This window comes from Pseudomonas retamae, assembly GCF_043496865.1.
Lineage (GTDB): Bacteria > Pseudomonadota > Gammaproteobacteria > Pseudomonadales > Pseudomonadaceae > Aquipseudomonas > Aquipseudomonas retamae.
Map to the genome: position 1 here is coordinate 1 of NZ_JBIEIL010000003.1, position 20,288 is coordinate 20,288.

Consider the following 20,288-nt stretch of genomic DNA (forward strand, 5'->3'; position numbering starts at 1 on the left):
GTGATTATTTTCAGAAGCTTTCGAAGATTTCTTCAACAACTTCAACCACTTGCGCTTCCGATCTCTCGTCAGCGGGAGGCGAATTCTACAGCGTTACACGCTGCTGTCAACACCTCTTTTTCAACTTCCTTTCGGGCTTCGATGAACTGAAGCCGCCTACTGCCGAAACTTACTTAACTCGTTGAATCTCAAGGAGTTTTCCGTTTCGACTGCGCCGGAAGTGGGGCGAATTATAGACATCTAAAATTCGCCGTCAACACCTATTTGAAAGATTACTCGGATTTAAGCGTGATGCGCGCAACTGCCTTTTTACCGGCCTGGCAAACGTGGGTCGTACCCAGTACATATATAAAGGAGCGATCGACCACTTCACCATCAACGCGAACACCGCCAGACGCCAGCAGGTCGCGCGCAGCCGCCGAGTTCTTCACCAGCCCTGCTTTATTAAGGACAGCGGCAATCGGCATATCCTCAGCGGAAGCCAATTCGATCTCCGGCAAGTCATCTGGCAGCTCGCCATCTTTCATGCGGTTACCTGCAGCACGGTGAGCATTGGCCGCGGCATCCTCACCATGGAAGCGCGCAACAATTTCTTCCGCCAGCTTGATTTTGACATCACGCGGATTGGCACCCGACTCGACATCAGCTCGCAATGCATTGATTTCGTCCATCGAGCGGAAGCTGAGCAGCTCGAAGTAGCGCCACATCAGCGCATCCGGAATCGAAACCAGCTTGCTGTACATGACACCCGGCGCTTCCTGGATACCGACATAGTTGCCCAACGATTTGGACATCTTCTTCACGCCATCCAGACCTTCGAGCAACGGCATGGTCAGAATGCACTGAGCTTCCTGACCGTAACCACGTTGCAGCTCGCGCCCCATCAGCAGATTGAACTTCTGATCGGTACCGCCCAACTCGACATCCGCACGCAAAGCCACCGAGTCGTAACCCTGGACCAGCGGATAAAGGAACTCATGAATAGCGATGGGCTGATTGGTGGTGTAGCGCTTGTCAAAATCGTCACGCTCAAGCATGCGCGCGACGGTGTACTGCGAAGTCAGACGAATGAAGTCCGCCGGCCCCATCTGATCCATCCAGGTGGAGTTGAACGCGACTTCGGTTTTCGCCGGATCGAGAATCTTGAACACCTGAGTCTTGTACGTCTCGGCGTTTTCCAGAACCTGCTCGCGAGTCAACGGCGGGCGTGTAGCGCTCTTGCCACTCGGATCACCGATCATCCCGGTGAAATCACCGATAAGGAAAATCACCTGATGCCCCAACTCCTGGAACTGGCGCAGCTTATTAATAAGCACGGTGTGACCCAAATGCAGATCCGGCGCGGTCGGATCGAAACCAGCCTTGATACGCAGCGGCTGGCCGCGCTTGAGCTTCTCGATCAGCTCGGACTCGACCAGTAGTTCTTCCGCACCACGTTTTATCAGCGCTAGCTGCTCTTCAACCGACTTCATAACAGACCCGCAAGGCTCAGATTCAAAGGGAACCAACCATACAAGATCGCGCACCAATTACAAGTTTTGCCCGGCGCACGGACACCAATCCACAGACTCACTGTCTGTAGACTTGCTTCAGAGATGATTTGGTTATATTTTATACAGTTATTTCATCTTCATCATGTCATTCATCTTTTCCAATTCATCATTTTTCAAAGTCAAAATTACCTATGACCACAGAACCGTCTAAAGCGCCCCCGCTTTACCCGAAGACCCACCTGCTTGCCGCAAGTGGAATCGCCGCCCTTCTCAGCCTGGCGCTCCTGGTATTCCCTTCCAGTGATGTTGAAGCCAAAAAGACGACCCTGAGCCTTGAACTGGAAAGTCCTGCTGAACAACTGACTCAGGATCAAGACGCTGCCGATGCGGCTCAAGCCACAAATGACCCCGTCGCATCACCGTTTGCGCAAATCGAAAGCACTGACGAAAGCGACGCACAAACCGCGGATGCGGCCCCTGCCCCAGTACCTCCAGTTGACGAGAAAGCAAAAGCCCCGGGCCATCGCGAAGTCGTTGTAGCCAAGGGCGATACGCTGTCCACCCTGTTTGAAAAGGTCGGTCTGCCAAGCGCTTCGGTGCATGAAGTGCTGGCCAGCGATAAACAAGCCAAACAGTTCAGCCAACTCAAGCGTGGCCAGAAACTCGAATTCGAATTGAGCCCCGAAGGCCAACTGACCAGCCTGCACAGCAAGGTCAGCGACGTCGAAACCATCACCCTGAACCGCAATGACAAGGGCTATGTATTCAATCGCGTCACCGCAAAACCGACCGTTCGCACCGCTTATGTTCACGGCGTGATCAACAGTTCGCTGTCGCAATCCGCAGCTCGCGCAGGCCTGTCGCACAGCCTGACCATGGATATGGCCAGCGTTTTCGGCTATGACGTCGACTTCGCCCAGGACATTCGTCAAGGCGACGAATTCGACGTGATCTACGAGCAGAAAGTGATCAATGGCAAAGCGGTCGGTAATGGACCGATCCTCTCAGCCCGTTTCACTAACCGCGGCAAGACCTACACCGCCGTGCGTTACACCAACAAGCAAGGCAACAGCAGCTATTACACTGCCGATGGCAACAGCATGCGCAAGGCGTTCATTCGCACTCCGGTGGATTTTGCCCGCATCAGCTCCAAGTTCTCGATGGGCCGCAAGCACCCGATCCTCAACAAGATCCGCGCCCACAAAGGCGTTGACTACGCTGCGCCACGTGGCACGCCAATCAAGGCTGCCGGTGACGGTAAAGTGCTGCTCGCCGGCCGTCGCGGCGGTTATGGCAACACCGTAATCATTCAGCACGGCAACACTTACCGCACCCTGTACGGCCACATGCAAGGCTTTGCCAAGGGCGTGAAAACCGGCGGTACCGTCAAGCAAGGCCAGGTGATTGGCTACATCGGCACCACAGGCCTGTCGACTGGTCCGCACTTGCACTATGAATTCCAGGTCAACGGCGTGCACGTCGATCCGCTGGGCCAGAAACTGCCAATGGCCGATCCGATCGCCAAGTCCGAACGCGCTCGTTTCCTCGCTCAAAGTCAGCCTTTGATGGCACGCATGGACCAAGAAAAGGCCACCATGCTGGCTTCGAGCAAGCGTTAACTCATGGCCTTGTATATCGGGGTAATGTCTGGAACCAGTCTCGATGGGCTGGACATTGCCCTGATCGAGCAGACCTCGGCGATCAGGCTGGTCGCCACCCATTACATTCCCATGCCCGATTCCCTGCGCGCCGAGCTGCTTGGCTTGTGCGCCAGCGGCGCTGACGAAATCGCCCGTTCGGCCATCGCCCAGCAACACTGGGTGAAGCTCGCCGCGCAGGGCATACAAGCATTACTGAACAGCCAACACCTCAAGCCTGAAGCCATTCGCGCGATCGGCAGTCACGGCCAGACCATTCGCCATGAACCGGCGCGCGGTTTTACGGTGCAGATCGGCAACCCGGCCCTGCTCACCGAACTGACCGGCATCACGGTCGTCAGTGACTTCCGTAGTCGCGACGTCGCGGCCGGCGGCCAGGGTGCGCCGCTGGTGCCGGCCTTTCATGAGGCGTTGTTCGAAGAGCGTAGCGGTAATCAGGCAGTCTTGAATGTCGGCGGTTTCAGCAATTTGAGTCTGATTGAGCCGACCAGACCTGTAGCCGGTTTCGACTGCGGCCCGGGAAATGTTCTGATGGACGCCTGGATTCAGCAACAACGTGGCGAAAACTACGACCGCGATGGCAATTGGGCCAAGACAGGCACCGTTGAACCCGAACTGCTCGAAGCCCTGCTCAGCGATCCGTTCTTCATCACCCAAGGACCGAAAAGCACCGGGCGCGAGGTATTCAACCTGCCCTGGCTTGAACAACACCTTTCACGTTTTCCCGCGGTTGCCGCGGAAGATGTGCAGGCCACACTGCTTGAGCTGACCGCACTGACCATCGTCACAGCGCTGCAAAGCGCTCAAACCGATACCCAGGAACTGCTGGTCTGCGGCGGCGGTGCACACAACTCAGCGCTGATGAGGCGACTGGCCGCGCTGCTGCCCGACACTACGGTCGCCAGCACCGCCAGCCACGGTGTCGACCCGGACTGGGTCGAAGCGATGGCCTTCGCCTGGCTGGCTCATTGCTGTCTCGAAGGCATCGCCGCCAACCGCCCGAGTGTCACCGGCGCCCGCGGTCTTCGCGTGCTCGGCGCCATCTATCCGGCCTGAGTGAATCGCAGACAACAAAACGCCGCAGAACCGTGAGGCTCTGCGGCGTTTTGATGTTTGGATCGAAAGTTCTGAAAGCAGCAATCAGATCGAGAACGACGACCCGCAACCACACGTCGTGGTGGCGTTCGGGTTCTTGATCACAAAGCGCGAACCTTCCAGACCTTCCTGATAATCCACTTCCGCACCGGCCAGGTACTGGAAGCTCATCGGATCGACCACCAGACTCACGCCTTCGCGCTCGACGATGGTGTCGTCATCGGCCACATCTTCATCGAAGGTGAAACCGTATTGAAACCCTGAACAACCGCCGCCCGTAACGAATACGCGCAGCTTCAAGCGATCATTCCCCTCTTCATCGACCAGGCTCTTCACCTTGTGCGCAGCACCGTGGGTGAATTGCAAAGCCGTGGGGGTGAAGGATTCGACGCTCATGCTGACTATCTCCCGGCGTTACGCCGCCATAATGCGTGATGACGCGCATTATCCGCTTGTCCTAGAAAATTGGTCAACTATTAGAGAGCGGCCGCAAGCTTCAAGCGATGAGCTTCAAGCTTGCGGCTTATAGTTCGCAGCTGCTTTTAAGGCAGCATGCCGGCGTGGGACAAACCGAAGCGTTCGTCCAGGCCGAACAGGATGTTCATGTTCTGCACTGCCTGCCCCGACGCGCCTTTGACCAGGTTGTCGATCACCGACAGCACTACCACCAGGTCGCCATCCTGAGGACGGTGCACCGCGATGCGGCAGACGTTGGCGCCACGCACGCTACGGGTTTCGGGATGGCTGCCGGCCGGCATCACGTCGACGAACGGTTCGTTGGCATAGCGTTTTTCGAACAGCGCTTGCAGATCCACCGAACGATCGACCACCGTCGCGTAAAGCGTGGAATGGATGCCGCGAATCATCGGAGTCAAGTGCGGGACGAACGTCAGACCGACATCCTTGCCCGCCGCACGACGCAGACCCTGGCGAATTTCCGGCAGGTGACGGTGACCTTTCACCGCGTACGCCTTCATACTTTCCGACGTTTCAGAGTACAGCGAGCCTACCGCCGCACCACGGCCGGCACCGCTGACCCCGGATTTGCAGTCGGCGATCAGGCGAGAAGCGTCAGCCAGTCCGGCTTCCAGCAATGGCAGGAAACCCAGTTGTGTCGCGGTCGGATAGCAACCCGGCACCGCAATCAGGCGTGCCTTTTTGATCTGCTCTCGATTGACTTCCGGCAGGCCGTAGACCGCTTCATCCAGCAGTTCGGGAGCGCCGTGAGGCTGGCCGTACCACTTGGCCCACTCTTCGGCGTCCTGCAGGCGGAAGTCTGCCGACAGGTCGATGACTTTGGTGCCTGCCGCCAGCAATTCACCCGCCAATGCGTGCGCAACACCGTGCGGGGTGGCGAAGAACACCACGTCGCAAGCACCGAGGGTTTTCACGTCCGGCACGCTGAATGCCAGGCCATCGTAGTGGCCGCGCAGGTTCGGGTACATGTCAGCCACGGCCAGACCGGCCTCGGATCGGGAAGTGATGACCACCACTTCTGCCTGCGGATGCTGTGCCAACAGACGCAGCAGTTCGACACCGGTGTAACCCGTGCCGCCGACGATACCGACCTTGACCATAAACCTGCCCTCAACGAAACCACTGGAAAGCCGTCGATAATAGGGGCCGCACGCCCCTGCGACAACCGTCAAGGTGACGTGCGGACGCTCAAGCCTCTACTATCTGACTTACCGTGAATGAGGGAATCACCAAAATGCTCTATCTGTGGATCAAAGCGTTGCATATCGTCAGTGTTGTCTGCTGGTTCGCCGGGCTGTTCTACCTGCCGCGCTTGTTCGTTTATCACGCGCAAAGCGAAGACACGACCAGCAAGGAGCGCTTCAGCGTCATGGAGCGCAAGCTGTATCGCGGCATCATGGGCCCGGCGATGATCGCCACCCTGATCTTTGGCGGCTGGCTGATCTACCTTAACCCGACGATTTTCAGTCAAGGCGGCTGGATCCACGCCAAACTGACCCTGGTCGTGCTGCTGATCGGTTACCACCACATGTGTGGCGCGCAGGTAAAACGCTTCGCCCGTGGCGAAAACACCCGCAGCCATGTCTTTTATCGCTGGTTCAATGAAGTGCCGGTTCTGCTATTGCTGGCTATCGTCATTCTGGTCGTGGTCCGGCCATTCTAGTTTCGATAACTACATCATTTCGGGGTACTCCAATGTCGCTGCCCGCTTTGCTCGAACAACGTCTGCGTCTGCCCGTAGTGGCTGCGCCGATGTTCCTGATATCCAACCCGCAACTGGTACTCGCCTGCTGCCGCAATGGCGTTGTGGGTAGCTTTCCCGCGTTGAACCAGCGCGAAAGCAGCGGCTTCAAGGCCTGGCTGGAAGAGATCGAGGCGGGACTCGCCGCATTGGAAAACCCGGCACCGTATGCGGTGAATCTGATCGTGCACAACAGCAACCCACGCTTGCAGGCCGACCTGGATATCTGCGTCGAGCATAAAGTGCCGATCGTGATCACCAGCCTCGGTGCGGTGAAGGAGCTGGTCGACGCGGTGCACAGCTATGGCGGCCTGGTGTTCCACGATGTGACGACGCGGCGACATGCCGAGAAAGCCGCCGAAGCCGGAGTCGATGGCTTGATTGCGGTTGCGGCCGGCGCCGGTGGGCATGCCGGCACCTGGAGTCCGTTTGCGCTGATCGCCGAGATCCGCCAGTTCTTCGACAAAACGCTGCTGCTTGCAGGATGTTTGAACCACGGCCATGAGATTCTCGCTGCACAACTGCTCGGCGCGGATTTGGCCTACTTCGGGACGCGATTTATCGGTACGACCGAAAGTCATGCGCCTGACGCTTACAAGCAGATGCTGCTGACAGCCAAGGCCGCGGACATCATCCATACTCCAGCGGTCTCGGGAGTACCCGCCAGTTTCATGCGCCAAAGCCTGGAAGCGGCCGGTTTCGACATGGCCGCCCTACAAGGTAAAGGCGAGGTGAATTTCGGCGACAAGCTCAAGCCGATCAGCGACGAAGCCAAAGCCTGGAAAACCGTATGGTCGGCCGGTCAAGGCGTCGGGCAGATCGACGACTTGCCGACAGTCGATCAATTGATTGCACGACTGGACGCCGAGTACCGCCAGGCGCAGAGTCGCGCAGCACAGCTACCGAGCCGCTGGCCACGCTGAGAAAAAACCGGGCCTGCTCCGGCGGACTGGCCTTACACTGCCAACCTTCCAAACAATTCGCGACAAGGATGCCTCGACCATGAGCGAACCCCGTTACAAGATCGTCTTCGACGGCGCTCTGCAGCCCGGTGTCGATCTCACCACCGCCAAACTCAATCTGGCGGACCTGTTCAAAAGCGATGTTGCCGCCATCGAGCGCCTGTTCAATGGCCGCACCGTCGCGCTCAAGCGGGACCTGTCGCACAGCGATGCACAGACCTATCTGCAGGCACTCAACAAGACCGGCATTGATGCACGGATCGAAAGCGAAACCGTCATCGACCTGAACCTGTCCGACGTCCATGAACAATCTGCGGCGATCGCGGAACCTGACTCCCCTTACGCACCACCGCGCGCCAGCGTCGGCGAAAATATGCCGGCGTTCGCCACGCTCAAGCCGTTTAGCGTCGAAGGGCGAATTGGCCGCCTGCGTTTTCTCGCCTGGACAATGGTCCTGAGCCTGGTGACGCTGCCGATTGTCGGCGTGTTCGCCCTGATGGCTCTGGGGCTGGTCGCGGGCGACTCCACCACCGGCCTGATCATTGGCGGGATTCTCGCTTTCTTCCTGTTCGTTGCGTTCCTGATCGTCAGCATCCTGTTCAGTGTCCAGCGCCTGCATGACATCGGCTGGTCGGGCTGGCTCTGGCTGCTGAACCTGGTGCCGTTCGTGGGCAGCTTCTTTCCGCTGGTGATCATGGTCGTGCCGGGCAACAACGGTGCCAACCGTTACGGGCCACCGCCGCCGCCCAACAGCACCGCCGTCAAAGTCCTGTGTTCGCTGTGGATCGTGTTCTTCGCACTGATTTTCGTCGGCGGGATGCTGGGTGGCATCTCGGCCGTTCAGCAGGAATACGAAAGCAACGTCGAAAGCAGTTATGACAGTGGTTCAGTGACCACCGATGAAATAGACGTGGAGGTCGAACCACCCGTGATTTCCAGTGATGATGCAGCCGAAGCGGCGCAGCCCCCTGTAGACTCTGCGCAAGAATGAACAGCGCTCCCCGCCGTGACACCCGCGTCGCTGGCGCGGAGCTGTTGCGATGGAGAATTGCATGACCCGTTACGCTCTGATCACTGGCGCTTCCAGCGGCATCGGCCTGGCCATGGCCGAAGCGCTGGCCCGCCGCGGCCGCAGCCTGATTCTGGTGGCTCGACAGCGTGATCAGCTGGAAAGTATCGCCCTGGAGTTGACCCAACGCTTCGGCGTTGAAGTGCTGTTTCGCGCCTGCGATCTCGGCGAGCCGCTGCGTCTGTCCGGCTTCCTGCTGGAACTCGAGGAAGGCGACCGCCAGATCGATTTGCTGGTGAATTGCGCCGGCATCGGCACCTGCGGTCCGTTTCTCGCGCAAGACTGGATGACCGAGCAGGATTTGATCGAGGTGAACATCCTCGCGCTCACCCGCCTCTGCCACGCCATCGGCAACAGCATGGCGCTGCAGGGTGGCGGGCAGATCCTCAATGTCGCCTCGGTGGCGGCTTTCAGCCCCGGACCGTGGATGAGCACTTATTACGCGAGCAAGGCGTATGTGCTGAATTTCTCCGAAGCCCTGCGGGTTGAACTCAAACAAAGTGCGGTAAAGGTTTCGGTGCTCTGCCCCGGCCCGACACGCACGGCCTTTTTCCGGACGGCACAGCTCAACAGCGAAAAACTCGATGACAGTGCCAGTCTGATGAGCCCCGAGGAAGTCGCGCTCTACACCGTGCGCGCCCTCGAAAGGAACCGCGCCATCATCATTCCGGGACGACGTAACCGCTGGCTGGCGTTTTTGCCGCGGTTCGGCTCGCGCTGGCTCAACCGAACTATCGTTGGCATGGTCAATAAAGCTTATTGCCCGCGCTGAAAATTCCGAATTCAACGCGGTACACTCGATCCAATTTCTACAACGGAGAAACAGCAGTGGATACTCTGTTCACCAAGATCATCAACCGGGAAATTCCGGCGAAGATCATTTACGAGGACGACCAGGTTCTGGCGTTCCACGACATCGCCCCGCAGGCACCGGTGCATTTCCTGGTGATCCCGAAGAAACCGGTGCGCACCCTCAACGACCTGACCGAAGACGACAAGGCACTGGCCGGACACATCCTGTTCACCGCGCAGCGCCTGGCACTGGAGCTTGGCTGCGAAGAAGGCTTCCGGGTGGTGATGAATTGCAATGAACTCGGTGGGCAGACGGTCTATCACATTCATATGCATGTACTGGGTCAGCGCCAGATGAACTGGCCGCCGGGCTAAGCTACACCAGCCCCTGTGGGAGCGAGCCTGCTCGCGAAGGCTTCGGTACATTCGACATTTGAATTCCAGACAGTCCGCTTTCGCGAGCAGGCTCGCTCCCACATAAAGCCTGCCCGCGCGCCCAATGACCCAACGCAAACCTTCGCCGGCCGATTCGGTTAAACTGGCCGTCGAGATTTTTACCGGAGGTCAGCATGACTACCCAACGTCACTACTCGCCGATTGACCGTCTTCTGCTGCAAGCCGATGCCGCAATGCGCACTCTGTTGCCCTTCAGTGGCCAGCCGTACCGCCCGTCACCGGCTATCCTGCAGCCGGACACGCCAATGAGCGACGAAGACACACGCCACGTCGCCGGACTGATGCGCATCAACCATACCGGCGAAGTCTGCGCTCAAGCGTTGTATCAGGGGCAGGCGCTGACCGCCAAACTGCCGCAGGTGCGCGAGGCGATGGAGCATGCGGCCGAAGAAGAGATTGATCATCTGGTCTGGTGCGAACAGCGCATTCATCAGTTGGGCAGTCATACCAGCGTGCTGAATCCGTTGTTCTACGGCATGTCGTTCGGGATCGGTGCAGTTGCCGGACTGATCAGCGACAAGGTCAGCCTGGGTTTTGTCGCGGCGACCGAGCATCAGGTGTGCAAACATCTGAACGAACACCTGGAGCAACTGCCAGCCGAGGACGAGAAGTCCCGGGCGATTCTGCAGCAAATGCGCATCGACGAAGAACATCATGCGGAGAGTGCGCTGGATGCGGGTGGTTTTCGCTTTCCGGCGCCGGTGAAGTTCGGGATGAGTATTCTGGCCAAGGTGATGACCAAGAGTACTTATCGGATCTGATCGTTACGGTGACCGGGAGGCCCTCATCGCTGGCAAGCCAGCTCCCACAGGGTTCTGCATCACAGCAATAAAAAAGGCGACTGCCGTGAGGGAGTCGCCTTTTTTGTGCCCGGGAGTCTTACGCAGGCATGTTGCGCGCGTAGAAGATCTCGAGCATTTCGTGTTTCACCCGGTCGGTCACTTGAGCACGTTGCTCAGGGGACAGGTTGCTGGTGGCGTCGCCGAACAGGTAGTTGTCCAGTTCGAAGTTCTTCAGCAGCATCTTGGTGTGGAACAGGTTTTCCTGATACACGTTCACGTCGGTCATCTGATACGCGTCGCGAGTGTCTTCGGACAGATAGTTCTGGATCGAGTTGATCTCGTGGTCGATGAAGTGCTTGTTGCCTTCAACGTCACGGGTGAAGCCGCGCACACGATAATCCACGGTCACGATGTCCGAATCGAACTGGTGAATGAGGAAGTTGAGTGCCTTAAGCGGTGAAATGACACCACAGGTCGACACGTCGATGTCCACACGGAAAGTTGCAATACCGTCGTCCGGATGTATTTCCGGGTAGGTGTGCACCGTGATGTGACTCTTGTCGAGGTGGGCCAGGATAATTTCGGGCAACGGGCCCGGCGATTCTTCGATCTGACTGTCAGTCGGGGTCACCGGCTCTTCAGAGATCAGAATCGTGACGCTGGCGCCCTGAGGTTCGTAGTCCTGACTGGCAATGTTCAGGATGTTGGCACCAATGATCTCGACAACTTCCGTGAGAATCTGCGTCAGGCGTTTCGCGTTGTACTCTTGATTGATGTACTCGACGTAAGCCTGCTGGTCTTGCGGGGTTTCCGCGTAGCAGATGTCATAGATGTTGAAGCTCAAGGTCTTTGTCAGGTTATTGAACCCGTGGAGCTTGAGTTTGCTTTTCACCGTTAAAAACTCTCTATGTATGCGGCCCGGCCGCGTGATCAAGCATGCCCGTCAAGTGCGAACGACGCACCTGCGTAGGACGGTTAACACCTCTTCGCGATGGCGATTTTGGTTGTCTGTTCAGGCGGATGACCCGTCGGCTGACCGATCACTGCCCTGAAAAAAGTGGCGCATTATGCAGACGTCAGCGGGGGATCGCCAGAGTCTGCACTGCTTTTATGATAGTTGAATGTCGGTTCAACCGAGTTCGACGATTTCGTAATCGTGGGTAATCGCCACGCCAGCCGCACCGAGCATGATCGACGCCGAGCAATACTTCTCGGCGGACAGCTCGATGGCACGCTTGACCTGGGCTTCTTTCAGGCCACGCCCCTTGACGACGAAATGCATGTGGATCCTGGTGAAAACCTTCGGATCTTCGGTGGCGCGCTCGGCTTCCAGAAACGCTTCGCAGCTCTCAACAGCCTGACGCGACTTCTTGAGGATGCTGACCACGTCGAAGTTGCTGCAACCGCCGACACCCAGCAGGAGCATTTCCATCGGCCGAACACCCAGATTGCGACCACCGGCGTCCGGCGGACCGTCCATCACCACGACATGACCGCTGCCGGATTCACCGAGGAACATGGCTTCGCCAGCCCATTGGATGCGTGCCTTCATCGCCCAGACTCCACTGTAAAAAAAGGGTCGCCAGCTTAGCACAGCGATTTGCCCCGACAGGAGCGGTGTCTTAGGACGCACGCCTCTGGCCTGTAGGTAATTTCTCGAATTTGCGACGAAGTGTCTGTTAAGCTGGCGCCAATTCGCTGGCGCCCATGTCAGCACGTTCGTCAGCTGTTGCAGCGACCCTCTTCAGCGCCTCATAAAAAAACCAAACATCACCGTGCAGTCTTTTCGGGATACAACCATGGTTGCTATTACCCCCACATCCAGAATCAAGAATCTCGACAAGTTGTTGATGCATTGTCAGCGCCGTCGCCATGCAGCCAAGAGCAACATCATCTGTGCCGGCGATCGCTCGGACACGCTGTATTTCATCATCAAAGGCTCGGTGACGATTCTGATCGAGGACGATGACGGCCGCGAAATGATCATCGCCTACCTCAACGCCGGGGATTTCTTCGGCGAACTGGGTCTGTTCGAGCAAGCAGGTCAGGAGCAGGAACGCAGCGCCTGGGTGCGGGCCAAGGTCGAATGCGAAACCGCGGAAATCAGTTACGCCAAGTTCCGCGAGTTATCGCAGCAGGATCCAGACATTCTTTACGCCCTCAGCGGACAAATCGCACAACGCTTGCGCAACACCACGCGCAAAGTCGGCGACCTCGCGTTTTTCGACGTCACCGGCCGAGTCGCCCGCTGCCTGCTGGAGCTGTGCAAGCAGCCGGACGCGATGACCCACCCGGACGGCATGCAGATCAAGGTGACACGTCAGGAAATCGGGCGGATTGTCGGCTGCTCGCGGGAGATGGTCGGTCGGGTGCTCAAGGATCTGGAAGAACGCAACCTGGTCGATGTGAAAGGCAAGACCATGGTGGTTTTCGGTACGCGTTGACTGCGCAGATTCAGGCGCTGTAGATCTGCGCCAGCATCAGACGAAACAACTCATCCAGACGCGCCAAGGCCTGTGGCGCGTTGAATTTCTCATGCAGGGCGATGTGGCTTTGCGCTCGCACCCGTTGCTCCAGGCCGCAGGCCTTATTGAAGCGATTCACCGCTGCAACCATCGACTCACGCTCGTCATCCATCAGCATCGCACCGTGCACCAGCCCGACCGGACGCTGGCCGCCCTGGCTCTGACGCCAGCGCTGCGCGGTACCGACCATTTTGCGTCCGTCCAGATTGACGTTGAAGCGCCCGTCGCAGAACGCACCGTCGATTTCCCCGACCGATGAGGTGCCACCTAGCTCATCCAGCAACTGACAGATCGGATCGCACAGACGGCGGTAGCCGGTTTCGATGCGGTTCAAGTCGCCTTCGCTGCGAGGCGGGGCGTAGACCAAGGCAATGTTGAGGGTCGAAGCGGATTGCGGCACCGGTTCGCCGCCGGTCTCGCGCAGCAGCACCGGCCAGCCAGCCGCAGCGGAGACTTCGCAGGCGTGGTCGAATTGCGGGAGACGGTTGAGGCGGCGCGGCATGACCAGCGCGCGGTCCGTCGGTTGCCAGAACAGCAGGCCAAATTCGGCGTCACCAGCGCAGACCGAGGCCAGCAAGTCCTGTTCGGCTTGCAGGCCGGATTCGATGGTCAGCGGGGTTGGCAGCGACATGGTGTGCTCCGGCAAGTTGAGTCTCTTTAGCGGATTCGAAGGCCCCGTCGCGAGCAGGCTCACTCCTACAGGGGGAACGCGTTCCAAATGTAGGAGTGAGCCTGCTCGCGATGGGGTCGACTCAGTCGAGGGTCGAACCGCTTACTACCGGACCACCTCGTTCCGGGAAGAACAGACGTTGCAATTCAATGCCCGGATTTTCCGCGCGCATGAACGCTTCACCGACCAGAAACGAGTACACGTCGCTGATTTCCATCAGCTCGACGTCGGCCCGATTGAGAATGCCGCTTTCGGTGATCACCAGGCGATCGCGCGGGATGCGCGGCAGCAGGTCGAGGGTGGTTTCCAGGCTGACGTCAAAGGTGTGCAGGTTGCGGTTGTTGACGCCAACCAGTGGCGTGTCGAGGGTTTTCAACGCGCGCTCAAGTTCGTCACCGTCGTGCACTTCCACCAAGACGTCGAGACCGACGCCTTTGGCCACGGCGGCCAGCTCGGCCATCTTCACGTCATCCAGCGCGGAGACGATCAGCAGCACGCAGTCCGCGCCCAATGCGCGGGCCTCGACGATCTGGTACGGGTCGATCATGAAATCCTTGCGGATCACCGGCAGTTTGCACGCTGCGCGAGCCTGCTGCAGATACGCGTCGGCACCCTGGAAGTAATCGATATCGGTCAGCACGGACAAGCAGGTTGCCCCGCCCTTTTCGTAACTCTTGGCGATCTCGGCGGGCACGAAGTCTTCGCGGATCACGCCCTTGCTCGGCGAGGCCTTTTTGATTTCGGCAATCACCGCCGGCTGCTTTTTCTTCGCTTGCGCCAGCAGCGCATCGGCGAAACCACGGGGCGCATCCGCCGCCTTGGCCAGATTCTCCAGCTCGCCGAGGCTGACCCGGGCGCTACGCTCGGCCACCTCCTCAGCCTTGCGGGCCAGAATCTTTTCCAGAACCGTCGGTACACTCATCCTTCATTCTCCACTTTGAATACCGCGGTAAAGGCACCCAGTTCCTCGAGTTTCTCCCGAGCGAGGCCGGTGTGCAAAGCGTCGTGCGCAAGCTCCACGCCCTGTTTCAAACTACTTGCCAGATCGGCGGCGTACAACGCAGCACCGGCATTGAGCACGATCATCTCGGCGGCTTTCTGGCCGTTTTCGGTTTTGCGCTTGCCGAGGGCATCACGGATCAGCGCCAGCGACGCTTCCGGGCCTTCGACCGACAGGCCGTGCAGGCTTTGGCTCTTCATGCCGAGATCTTCCGGCTCGACCCAATATTCAGTGATTTCGTTGTTCTTCAATTCGGCGACAAACGTCGGCGCGGCGAGACTGAACTCGTCCAGCCCATCCTTCGAATGCACCACCAGCACGTGCTTGCTGCCCAGACGCTGCAAGACCTCAGCCAATGGCCGGCACAGTGCCTGCGTGAACACGCCCACCACCTGATGTTTCACACCGGCCGGATTCGTAAGCGGGCCGAGCATGTTGAACAGCGTGCGCAGGCCGAGATCGCGGCGCGGGCCGGCGGCGTATTTCATGGCTTTGTGGTGGGTCTGGGCAAACATGAAACCGATGCCGACGTTGTCGATGCAGCGTGCCACTTGTACCGGCGTCAGGTTCAGATAGATGCCGGCGGCTTCGAGCAGGTCGGCGCTGCCGCTTTTACCCGAGACGGCGCGGTTGCCGTGCTTGGCGACGGTGCAACCGGCTGCCGCGACAACAAAAGAAGAAGCGGTCGACACGTTGAAGATATTCGCACCGTCACCGCCGGTGCCGACCACATCGACCACGCCGTCAAGGGTCTTGAGTTCGACCTGGTCGGCCAGCTCACGCATGACCGACACGGCGCCGACGATCTCGTCGATGCTCTCGCTTTTCATGCGCATGGCCATCATGAACGCGCCAATCTGCGCGTCGCTGCATTGGCCGGTCATGATTTCGCGCATCACATCGCGCATTTCATCGGTGCTGAGGTCGAGGTGATCGACGATACGGCTCAGGGCTGTCTTGATGTTCATGCAAAGTCCTTAGCGCGTGCCGCCGGTTTGTTTGAGGAAGTTGGCAAACAGTTCATGGCCCTGTTCGGTGAGGATCGACTCGGGGTGAAACTGTACGCCTTCGATGTTCAGGGTCTTGTGACGCAGGCCCATGATTTCGTCGACCGAACCGTCATCGTGCTGTGTCCATGCGGTCAGTTCCAGGCAATCGGGCAAGCTTTCGTGCTTGACGATCAGCGAATGGTAGCGGGTGACGGTCAGCGGATGGTTCAGGCCAGCAAAGACGCCCTTGTCCTCGTGGAATACCGGGCTAGTCTTACCGTGCATCACTTGCCGTGCCCGCACCACATCGCCGCCGAACGCTTGACCGATGGACTGGTGGCCAAGGCAGACACCGAGAATCGGCAGCTTGCCGGCGAAGTGCTTGATCGCATCGATGGAAATGCCCGCTTCGGTCGGCGTGCACGGGCCGGGAGACACCACGATGCGCTCGGGGTTGAGCGCTTCGATTTCGGCGATGGTCAATTCGTCGTTGCGCACCACTTTGACCTCGGCACCCAGCTCGCCGAGGTATTGCACAACGTTGTAGGTAAAGGAGTCGTAGTTGTCGATCATCAGCAACATGGCGTGTCGAACCTCTTGAATTCTGATTTGAAAACAGCCTTCAGAACACTTGCCCGCAGGGCGCTGCACGATGTCGGACGCAGTCAGGTGCGTCGGCACAGCGGCATTTCAGACAGGCAAGGAAGGCAAAGCGATACAGATCCGGCGGGGCCGGCAGAAAAGATTCAGGCGCGCCAACGCCAGCGGGCGTGTGCCTTGATGACTTGATCCAGGAGTTTGCTGGTGATCAACACGGGAAAGGTCTCGTTCATGCGTTCCGGCACAGTAACTTAGCTGGACGGAGCGTGCAATATGGCCGGGGCACGGGGGGATAAATCCTACGCAGAGATTCGCGACCGATGGCAAAACGCCGGGAGTTTTTGGTACTGTCGTTTCGTTCACCTACAACAATAAATAAACGGACTTGCTCATGATCAGACAGACGCTGTTTGTACCGCTGGCCGGATGCCTGCTTGCACTGGCTTGTGCTCAGGCGAATGCAGCACCTAATCCTTATTCGAATTTCGTGGTTTTCGGCGATAGCCTCAACGATGCTGGCACGTTCGCCGACACTGGCGGCCCGGCAGGCTCGACCGAGCGTTATACCAACCGCACCGGGCCGGTCTATCGGGATGGCAGCGGTGAAGCGTATTCGTTGAACTCCACACAGCTGCTTGGCGGACGTCTGGGCTTCAGCGCAGATCAGACAGCGTCTTCCAGCTCCGCCGTGCGCGCCGAGAACGGCCAGCCCGACGGCAACAACTGGGCGGTCGGCGGTTATCGCACCGACCAGATACTCGATTCGATCACCAGCCAGTCGGCCACCGGCGAACGCACGCGCCCAGGTTACCTGCCGTCGAACGGCTTTCGCGCCGACCCGAATGCGCTCTACTACATCTCCGGGGGCGGTAATGATTTCCTGCAGGGGCGCATTCTCAGCCTGCCCCAGGCCAATGCCGCCGCTGATCGGCTGGCCGACAGTGTGCAAACCCTGCAGACCGCCGGTGCCAAGTACGTAATGGTCTGGCTCCTGCCCGACGTAGGCCTGACTCCGGCGCTTAACGGTACGCCGCTGCAAGCATTCAGCAGCACCCTCGCCAACCAGTTCAACAGCCAGTTGGTGACACGCCTGCAGGGCATCAATGCCGAAGTGATTCCGTTGAACATTCCGGTGCTGCTCTCGGAAGTGTTCGCCGATCCGGGGCGCTTCGGTCTGGCAACTGACCAGAACCTGACCGCAACGTGCTTCAGCGGCAGCGGTTGCCCGGAAAACGCCCGCTACGGGATCAACAGCGCTACGCCAGATCCGACCAAACTGATTTACAACGACGGCGTACACCCGACTGAATCCGGGCAAAAACTGATTGCCGACTACGCCTATTCGCTGCTCGCGGCGCCGTGGGAGCTGACCCTGCTGCCGGAAATGGCCCACTCCACCGTGCGCGCGCATCAGGACGAACTGCGCAGCCAATGGCAGGCCGATTGGGAAAACTGGCAAGCGGTCGGCCAATGGCGCGCGATCGTCTCGGCGGGCGGTCAGCATCTGGATGTCGACAGCCAAAGCAGCGGCGCCAGCGCCGACGGCAGCGGTTACAACCTCAACGTCGGCGGCAGCTATCGCCTGAACGACGCCTGGCGCGTGGGCGTGGCGGCAGGTTTGTACCGGCAGAACCTGGAGGCTGGGCATAACGACTCGGATTACAAACTCAATAGCTACATGGCCACGGCATTTGCCCAGTTCCAGCAGAATCGCTGGTGGGCCGACGCGGCATTGACCGGCGGCAAGCTCGACTACGACAACCTCAAGCGCAAGTTCGACCTGGGCGCCAGCGAAGGTGCCGAGAAAGGCGATACCGACGGCAGCCTTTGGGCGTTCACTACCCGCGTCGGTTACGACATTGCCCAGCCGGGCAGCGAGTGGCACTTGTCGCCGTTCGTCAGCGCCGACTACGCCAGCGTCGACGTCGACGGCTATTCAGAGAAGAGCAACCGCGCCACCGCGCTGACCTTCGACGATCAGAGCCGCGATTCGAAACGTCTCGGGCTTGGTTTGCAGGGCAAGTACAACTTCACCCCGCAAACCCAGGTGTACGGCGAGTACGCCCACGAGCGCGAGTACGAAGATGACGCGCAGAAGGTCAATATCGCGCTCAACACCCTGCCGGCGAATGACTTCACCCTGGAAGGCTACACACCGGCCAGCCACTTGAACCGTCTGAGCCTGGGCATCAGCCACAAGCTCACCGCGGATCTGGCGCTGCGCGGCGGGTACACGTTGCGCAAGGATGACGACTTCAAGCAGCAGGGGTTGAATGTCGGGGTGGTGCTCGACTTCTGATTTGCAGATGTAAAAAAAAGCGGCGCCTTCACAAGCGCCGCTTTTTTATGCTTCGACACAAAACCCCATGTGGGAGCGAGCCTGCTCGCGAAAGCGCTGAGTCAGCCAACATCAATGGTGACTGACACACCCTCTTCGCGAGCAGGCTCGCTCCCACAGGGGAAATTGCGTGTCTCAGGCGTCCGGGGTCTGTTCGGCCAGCGCCACGGCGCGGAACATCGCCCGGCGTTTGTTCAGGGTTTCTTCCCATTCCAGCGCCGGCACCGAGTCGGCGACGATGCCGCCGCCGGCCTGTACGTGCAGTTCGCCGTCCTTGATCACCGCGGTGCGGATGGCGATCGCGGTGTCCATGTTGCCGTTCCAGGCGAAGTAGCCGACCGCGCCGCCGTACACGCCCCGCTTGACCGGCTCGAGTTCGTCGATGATTTCCATCGCGCGGATTTTCGGCGCGCCCGACAAGGTGCCCGCCGGCAGAATCGCCCGCAGCGCGTCCATCGCGGTCAGCCCGGCTTTCAACTGGCCGGTGACGTTGGAAACGATGTGCATCACGTTGGAATAACGCTCGATGACCATTTTTTCGGTGAGCTTCACCGAGCCGATTTCTGAAACACGTCCGGTGTCGTTACGGCCCAGATCGATCAGCATCAGGTGCTCGGCAATCTCCTTGTCGTCGGAGAGCAGATCCTGCTCCAGCGCCACATCGGCTTCTTCCGTGGCGCCGCGTGGGCGCGTACCGGCGATCGGACGCACGGTGATCAAATTGTCTTCAACGCGCACCAGCACTTCCGGCGAACTGCCGACGACATGGAAGTCGCCGAAGTTAAAGAAGTACATGTACGGCGTCGGGTTGAAGCAACGCAGGGCGCGGTACAGATCGATCGGCGCAGCCTTGAAATCGATCGACATGCGCTGCGACGGCACCACCTGCATGCAGTCGCCGGCAAGGATATATTCCTTGATGGTGTCGACGGCTTTTTCGTAATCGTTCTGGGTGAAGCTTGAGCGGAATACCGGGTCAGCTGACTGCTGCTTGCTGAAGTCCAGACCACGACGCGGCGTGATCGGCTGGCGCAGTTGCTCGAGCAACTCCTGCAAACGTGCCTGACCTTGTTCAAAGGCATCGGCCTGCGCCGGGTCGGCCAGCACGATCGCATGCATCTTGCCGGCGAGGTTGTCGAACACCACCACGGCGTCGGAGACCATCAACAGAATGTCCGGCACGCCCAGCGGATCGGGATTCGGGCATTTGCCCAGGCGCTTTTCGACATAACGCACGCAGTCGTAACCGAAGTAACCGACCAGGCCGCCGTTGAAGCGCGGCAGGCCGGCGATGGTCGGCACGTTGTAGCGTGCCTTGAAGGTTTCGACGAAGGCCAGTGGGTCTTCAACGTCATGGCTTTCGGTTTCGATGCCATCCACCGTGATGCTGACGTGATGGTCATGCACGCGCAGTACAGTGCGGCACGGCAGACCGATGATCGAGTAACGGCCCCATTTCTCGCCGCCCTGCACCGATTCGAGCAGGTAGGAGTTGGGCTGATCGGCCAGTTTCAGATAGATCGACAGCGGTGTGTCGAAGTCGGCCAGGGTTTCGCAGGCCAGCGGAATGCGGTTGTAGCCGTCAGCGGCCAAGCGCAGGAATTCTTCGCGGATCATGAGGTGCCTCGTGGTGTGAGGGGC

General features: G+C 59.1%; 20 protein-coding genes and 1 pseudogene. 11 read left to right on the forward strand and 10 right to left on the reverse strand.

What is annotated here, in order from left to right; genetic code table 11:
- Positions 1-185 (forward strand): annotated as a pseudogene (locus ACGSLL_RS05155) (hypothetical protein); the annotation flags it as partial.
- Between the two features lie 87 nt (positions 186-272).
- On the opposite strand, the gene tyrS reads toward ACGSLL_RS05155, so the two are convergent.
- A complete protein-coding gene (gene tyrS, locus ACGSLL_RS05160; RefSeq protein WP_394503827.1) occupies positions 273-1,472 on the reverse strand; it encodes a tyrosine--tRNA ligase in 1,200 nt (399 codons plus the stop codon).
- Positions 1,473-1,684: 212 nt separating this feature from the next.
- Between tyrS and ACGSLL_RS05165 the strand changes: the two genes are divergently transcribed.
- A complete protein-coding gene (locus ACGSLL_RS05165; RefSeq protein ID WP_394503829.1) occupies positions 1,685-3,112 on the forward strand; it encodes a peptidoglycan DD-metalloendopeptidase family protein in 1,428 nt (475 codons plus the stop codon).
- 3 nt (positions 3,113-3,115) lie between these two features.
- Positions 3,116-4,207, forward strand: coding sequence for an anhydro-N-acetylmuramic acid kinase (locus tag ACGSLL_RS05170; protein ID WP_394503831.1), 1,092 nt, complete (start codon positions 3,116-3,118; stop codon positions 4,205-4,207).
- 84 nt (positions 4,208-4,291) lie between these two features.
- Here the strand turns inward: ACGSLL_RS05170 and erpA are convergent, their stop codons facing one another.
- Together erpA and argC are read right to left on the reverse strand one after the other, a co-directional pair.
- On the reverse strand, positions 4,292-4,642 hold the full coding sequence (erpA, locus tag ACGSLL_RS05175) for an iron-sulfur cluster insertion protein ErpA (protein ID WP_003176443.1): 351 nt from the start codon (positions 4,640-4,642) through the stop codon (positions 4,292-4,294).
- Positions 4,643-4,788: 146 nt separating this feature from the next.
- Positions 4,789-5,823 carry an N-acetyl-gamma-glutamyl-phosphate reductase gene (argC, locus tag ACGSLL_RS05180; protein WP_090286789.1) on the reverse strand — a complete coding sequence of 345 codons (1,035 nt, stop codon included), beginning with the start codon at positions 5,821-5,823 and terminating at the stop codon, positions 4,789-4,791.
- Positions 5,824-5,957: 134 nt separating this feature from the next.
- Between argC and hemJ the strand changes: the two genes are divergently transcribed.
- The 6 genes from hemJ to coq7 all read left to right on the forward strand — a co-directional run bounded on the left by hemJ (position 5,958) and on the right by coq7 (position 10,504).
- Positions 5,958-6,386 carry a protoporphyrinogen oxidase HemJ gene (hemJ, locus tag ACGSLL_RS05185; RefSeq protein ID WP_208939554.1) on the forward strand — a complete coding sequence of 143 codons (429 nt, stop codon included), beginning with the start codon at positions 5,958-5,960 and terminating at the stop codon, positions 6,384-6,386.
- Between the two features lie 32 nt (positions 6,387-6,418).
- Positions 6,419-7,387 carry an NAD(P)H-dependent flavin oxidoreductase gene (locus tag ACGSLL_RS05190; RefSeq protein ID WP_394503835.1) on the forward strand — a complete coding sequence of 323 codons (969 nt, stop codon included), beginning with the start codon at positions 6,419-6,421 and terminating at the stop codon, positions 7,385-7,387.
- Between the two features lie 79 nt (positions 7,388-7,466).
- Positions 7,467-8,417: a DUF805 domain-containing protein gene (locus ACGSLL_RS05195; RefSeq protein ID WP_394503837.1), complete on the forward strand. Its 951-nt coding sequence runs from the start codon at positions 7,467-7,469 to the stop codon at positions 8,415-8,417.
- A gap of 61 nt (positions 8,418-8,478) precedes the next feature.
- Positions 8,479-9,267: an SDR family NAD(P)-dependent oxidoreductase gene (locus tag ACGSLL_RS05200; protein WP_394503839.1), complete on the forward strand. Its 789-nt coding sequence runs from the start codon at positions 8,479-8,481 to the stop codon at positions 9,265-9,267.
- Positions 9,268-9,323: 56 nt separating this feature from the next.
- Positions 9,324-9,662 (forward strand): histidine triad nucleotide-binding protein, encoded by a 339-nt coding sequence (locus tag ACGSLL_RS05205; RefSeq protein ID WP_017128660.1) that lies wholly within the window; start codon positions 9,324-9,326, stop codon positions 9,660-9,662.
- Between the two features lie 194 nt (positions 9,663-9,856).
- Positions 9,857-10,504 (forward strand): 2-polyprenyl-3-methyl-6-methoxy-1,4-benzoquinone monooxygenase, encoded by a 648-nt coding sequence (gene coq7, locus ACGSLL_RS05210; RefSeq protein WP_394503842.1) that lies wholly within the window; start codon positions 9,857-9,859, stop codon positions 10,502-10,504.
- A 118-nt stretch (positions 10,505-10,622) separates the two neighbouring features.
- On the opposite strand, the gene speD is transcribed toward coq7, so the two are convergent.
- Both speD and ACGSLL_RS05220 read right to left on the reverse strand, forming a co-directional pair.
- The gene (speD, locus tag ACGSLL_RS05215) at positions 10,623-11,417 is read right to left on the reverse strand and encodes an adenosylmethionine decarboxylase (RefSeq protein ID WP_090286802.1); all 795 of its coding nucleotides are present in this window, start codon (positions 11,415-11,417) and stop codon (positions 10,623-10,625) included.
- Between the two features lie 237 nt (positions 11,418-11,654).
- Positions 11,655-12,077, reverse strand: a complete 423-nt coding sequence (locus ACGSLL_RS05220) for an OsmC family protein (RefSeq protein WP_186620984.1) — start codon at positions 12,075-12,077, stop codon at positions 11,655-11,657.
- 247 nt (positions 12,078-12,324) lie between these two features.
- On the opposite strand from ACGSLL_RS05220, the gene crp reads away from it, so the two are divergent.
- A complete protein-coding gene (gene crp, locus ACGSLL_RS05225) occupies positions 12,325-12,969 on the forward strand; it encodes a cAMP-activated global transcriptional regulator CRP (protein ID WP_394503845.1) in 645 nt (214 codons plus the stop codon).
- Positions 12,970-12,979: 10 nt separating this feature from the next.
- Here the strand turns inward: crp and ACGSLL_RS05230 are convergent, their stop codons facing one another.
- The 4 genes from ACGSLL_RS05230 to ACGSLL_RS05245 form a co-directional block, all read right to left on the reverse strand.
- Positions 12,980-13,681: a lipoate--protein ligase family protein gene (locus ACGSLL_RS05230; RefSeq protein WP_394503847.1), complete on the reverse strand. Its 702-nt coding sequence runs from the start codon at positions 13,679-13,681 to the stop codon at positions 12,980-12,982.
- Positions 13,682-13,802: 121 nt separating this feature from the next.
- Positions 13,803-14,642 (reverse strand): indole-3-glycerol phosphate synthase TrpC, encoded by an 840-nt coding sequence (gene trpC / locus ACGSLL_RS05235; protein ID WP_394503849.1) that lies wholly within the window; start codon positions 14,640-14,642, stop codon positions 13,803-13,805.
- Complete coding sequence (gene trpD, locus ACGSLL_RS05240) at positions 14,639-15,688, reverse strand: anthranilate phosphoribosyltransferase (protein ID WP_090286810.1); 1,050 nt, start codon at positions 15,686-15,688, stop codon at positions 14,639-14,641. Before trpD ends, trpC begins: the two co-directional genes overlap by 4 nt.
- Before the next feature lie 9 nt (positions 15,689-15,697).
- Positions 15,698-16,291 (reverse strand): aminodeoxychorismate/anthranilate synthase component II, encoded by a 594-nt coding sequence (locus ACGSLL_RS05245; RefSeq protein ID WP_258451390.1) that lies wholly within the window; start codon positions 16,289-16,291, stop codon positions 15,698-15,700.
- A gap of 409 nt (positions 16,292-16,700) precedes the next feature.
- On the opposite strand from ACGSLL_RS05245, the gene estP reads away from it, so the two are divergent.
- Positions 16,701-18,608, forward strand: coding sequence for an esterase EstP (estP, locus tag ACGSLL_RS05250; protein WP_394503852.1), 1,908 nt, complete (start codon positions 16,701-16,703; stop codon positions 18,606-18,608).
- Between the two features lie 174 nt (positions 18,609-18,782).
- On the opposite strand, the gene trpE is transcribed toward estP, so the two are convergent.
- Complete coding sequence (gene trpE / locus ACGSLL_RS05255) at positions 18,783-20,264, reverse strand: anthranilate synthase component I (protein WP_394503854.1); 1,482 nt, start codon at positions 20,262-20,264, stop codon at positions 18,783-18,785.
- Positions 20,265-20,288: the final 24 nt, after the last annotated feature.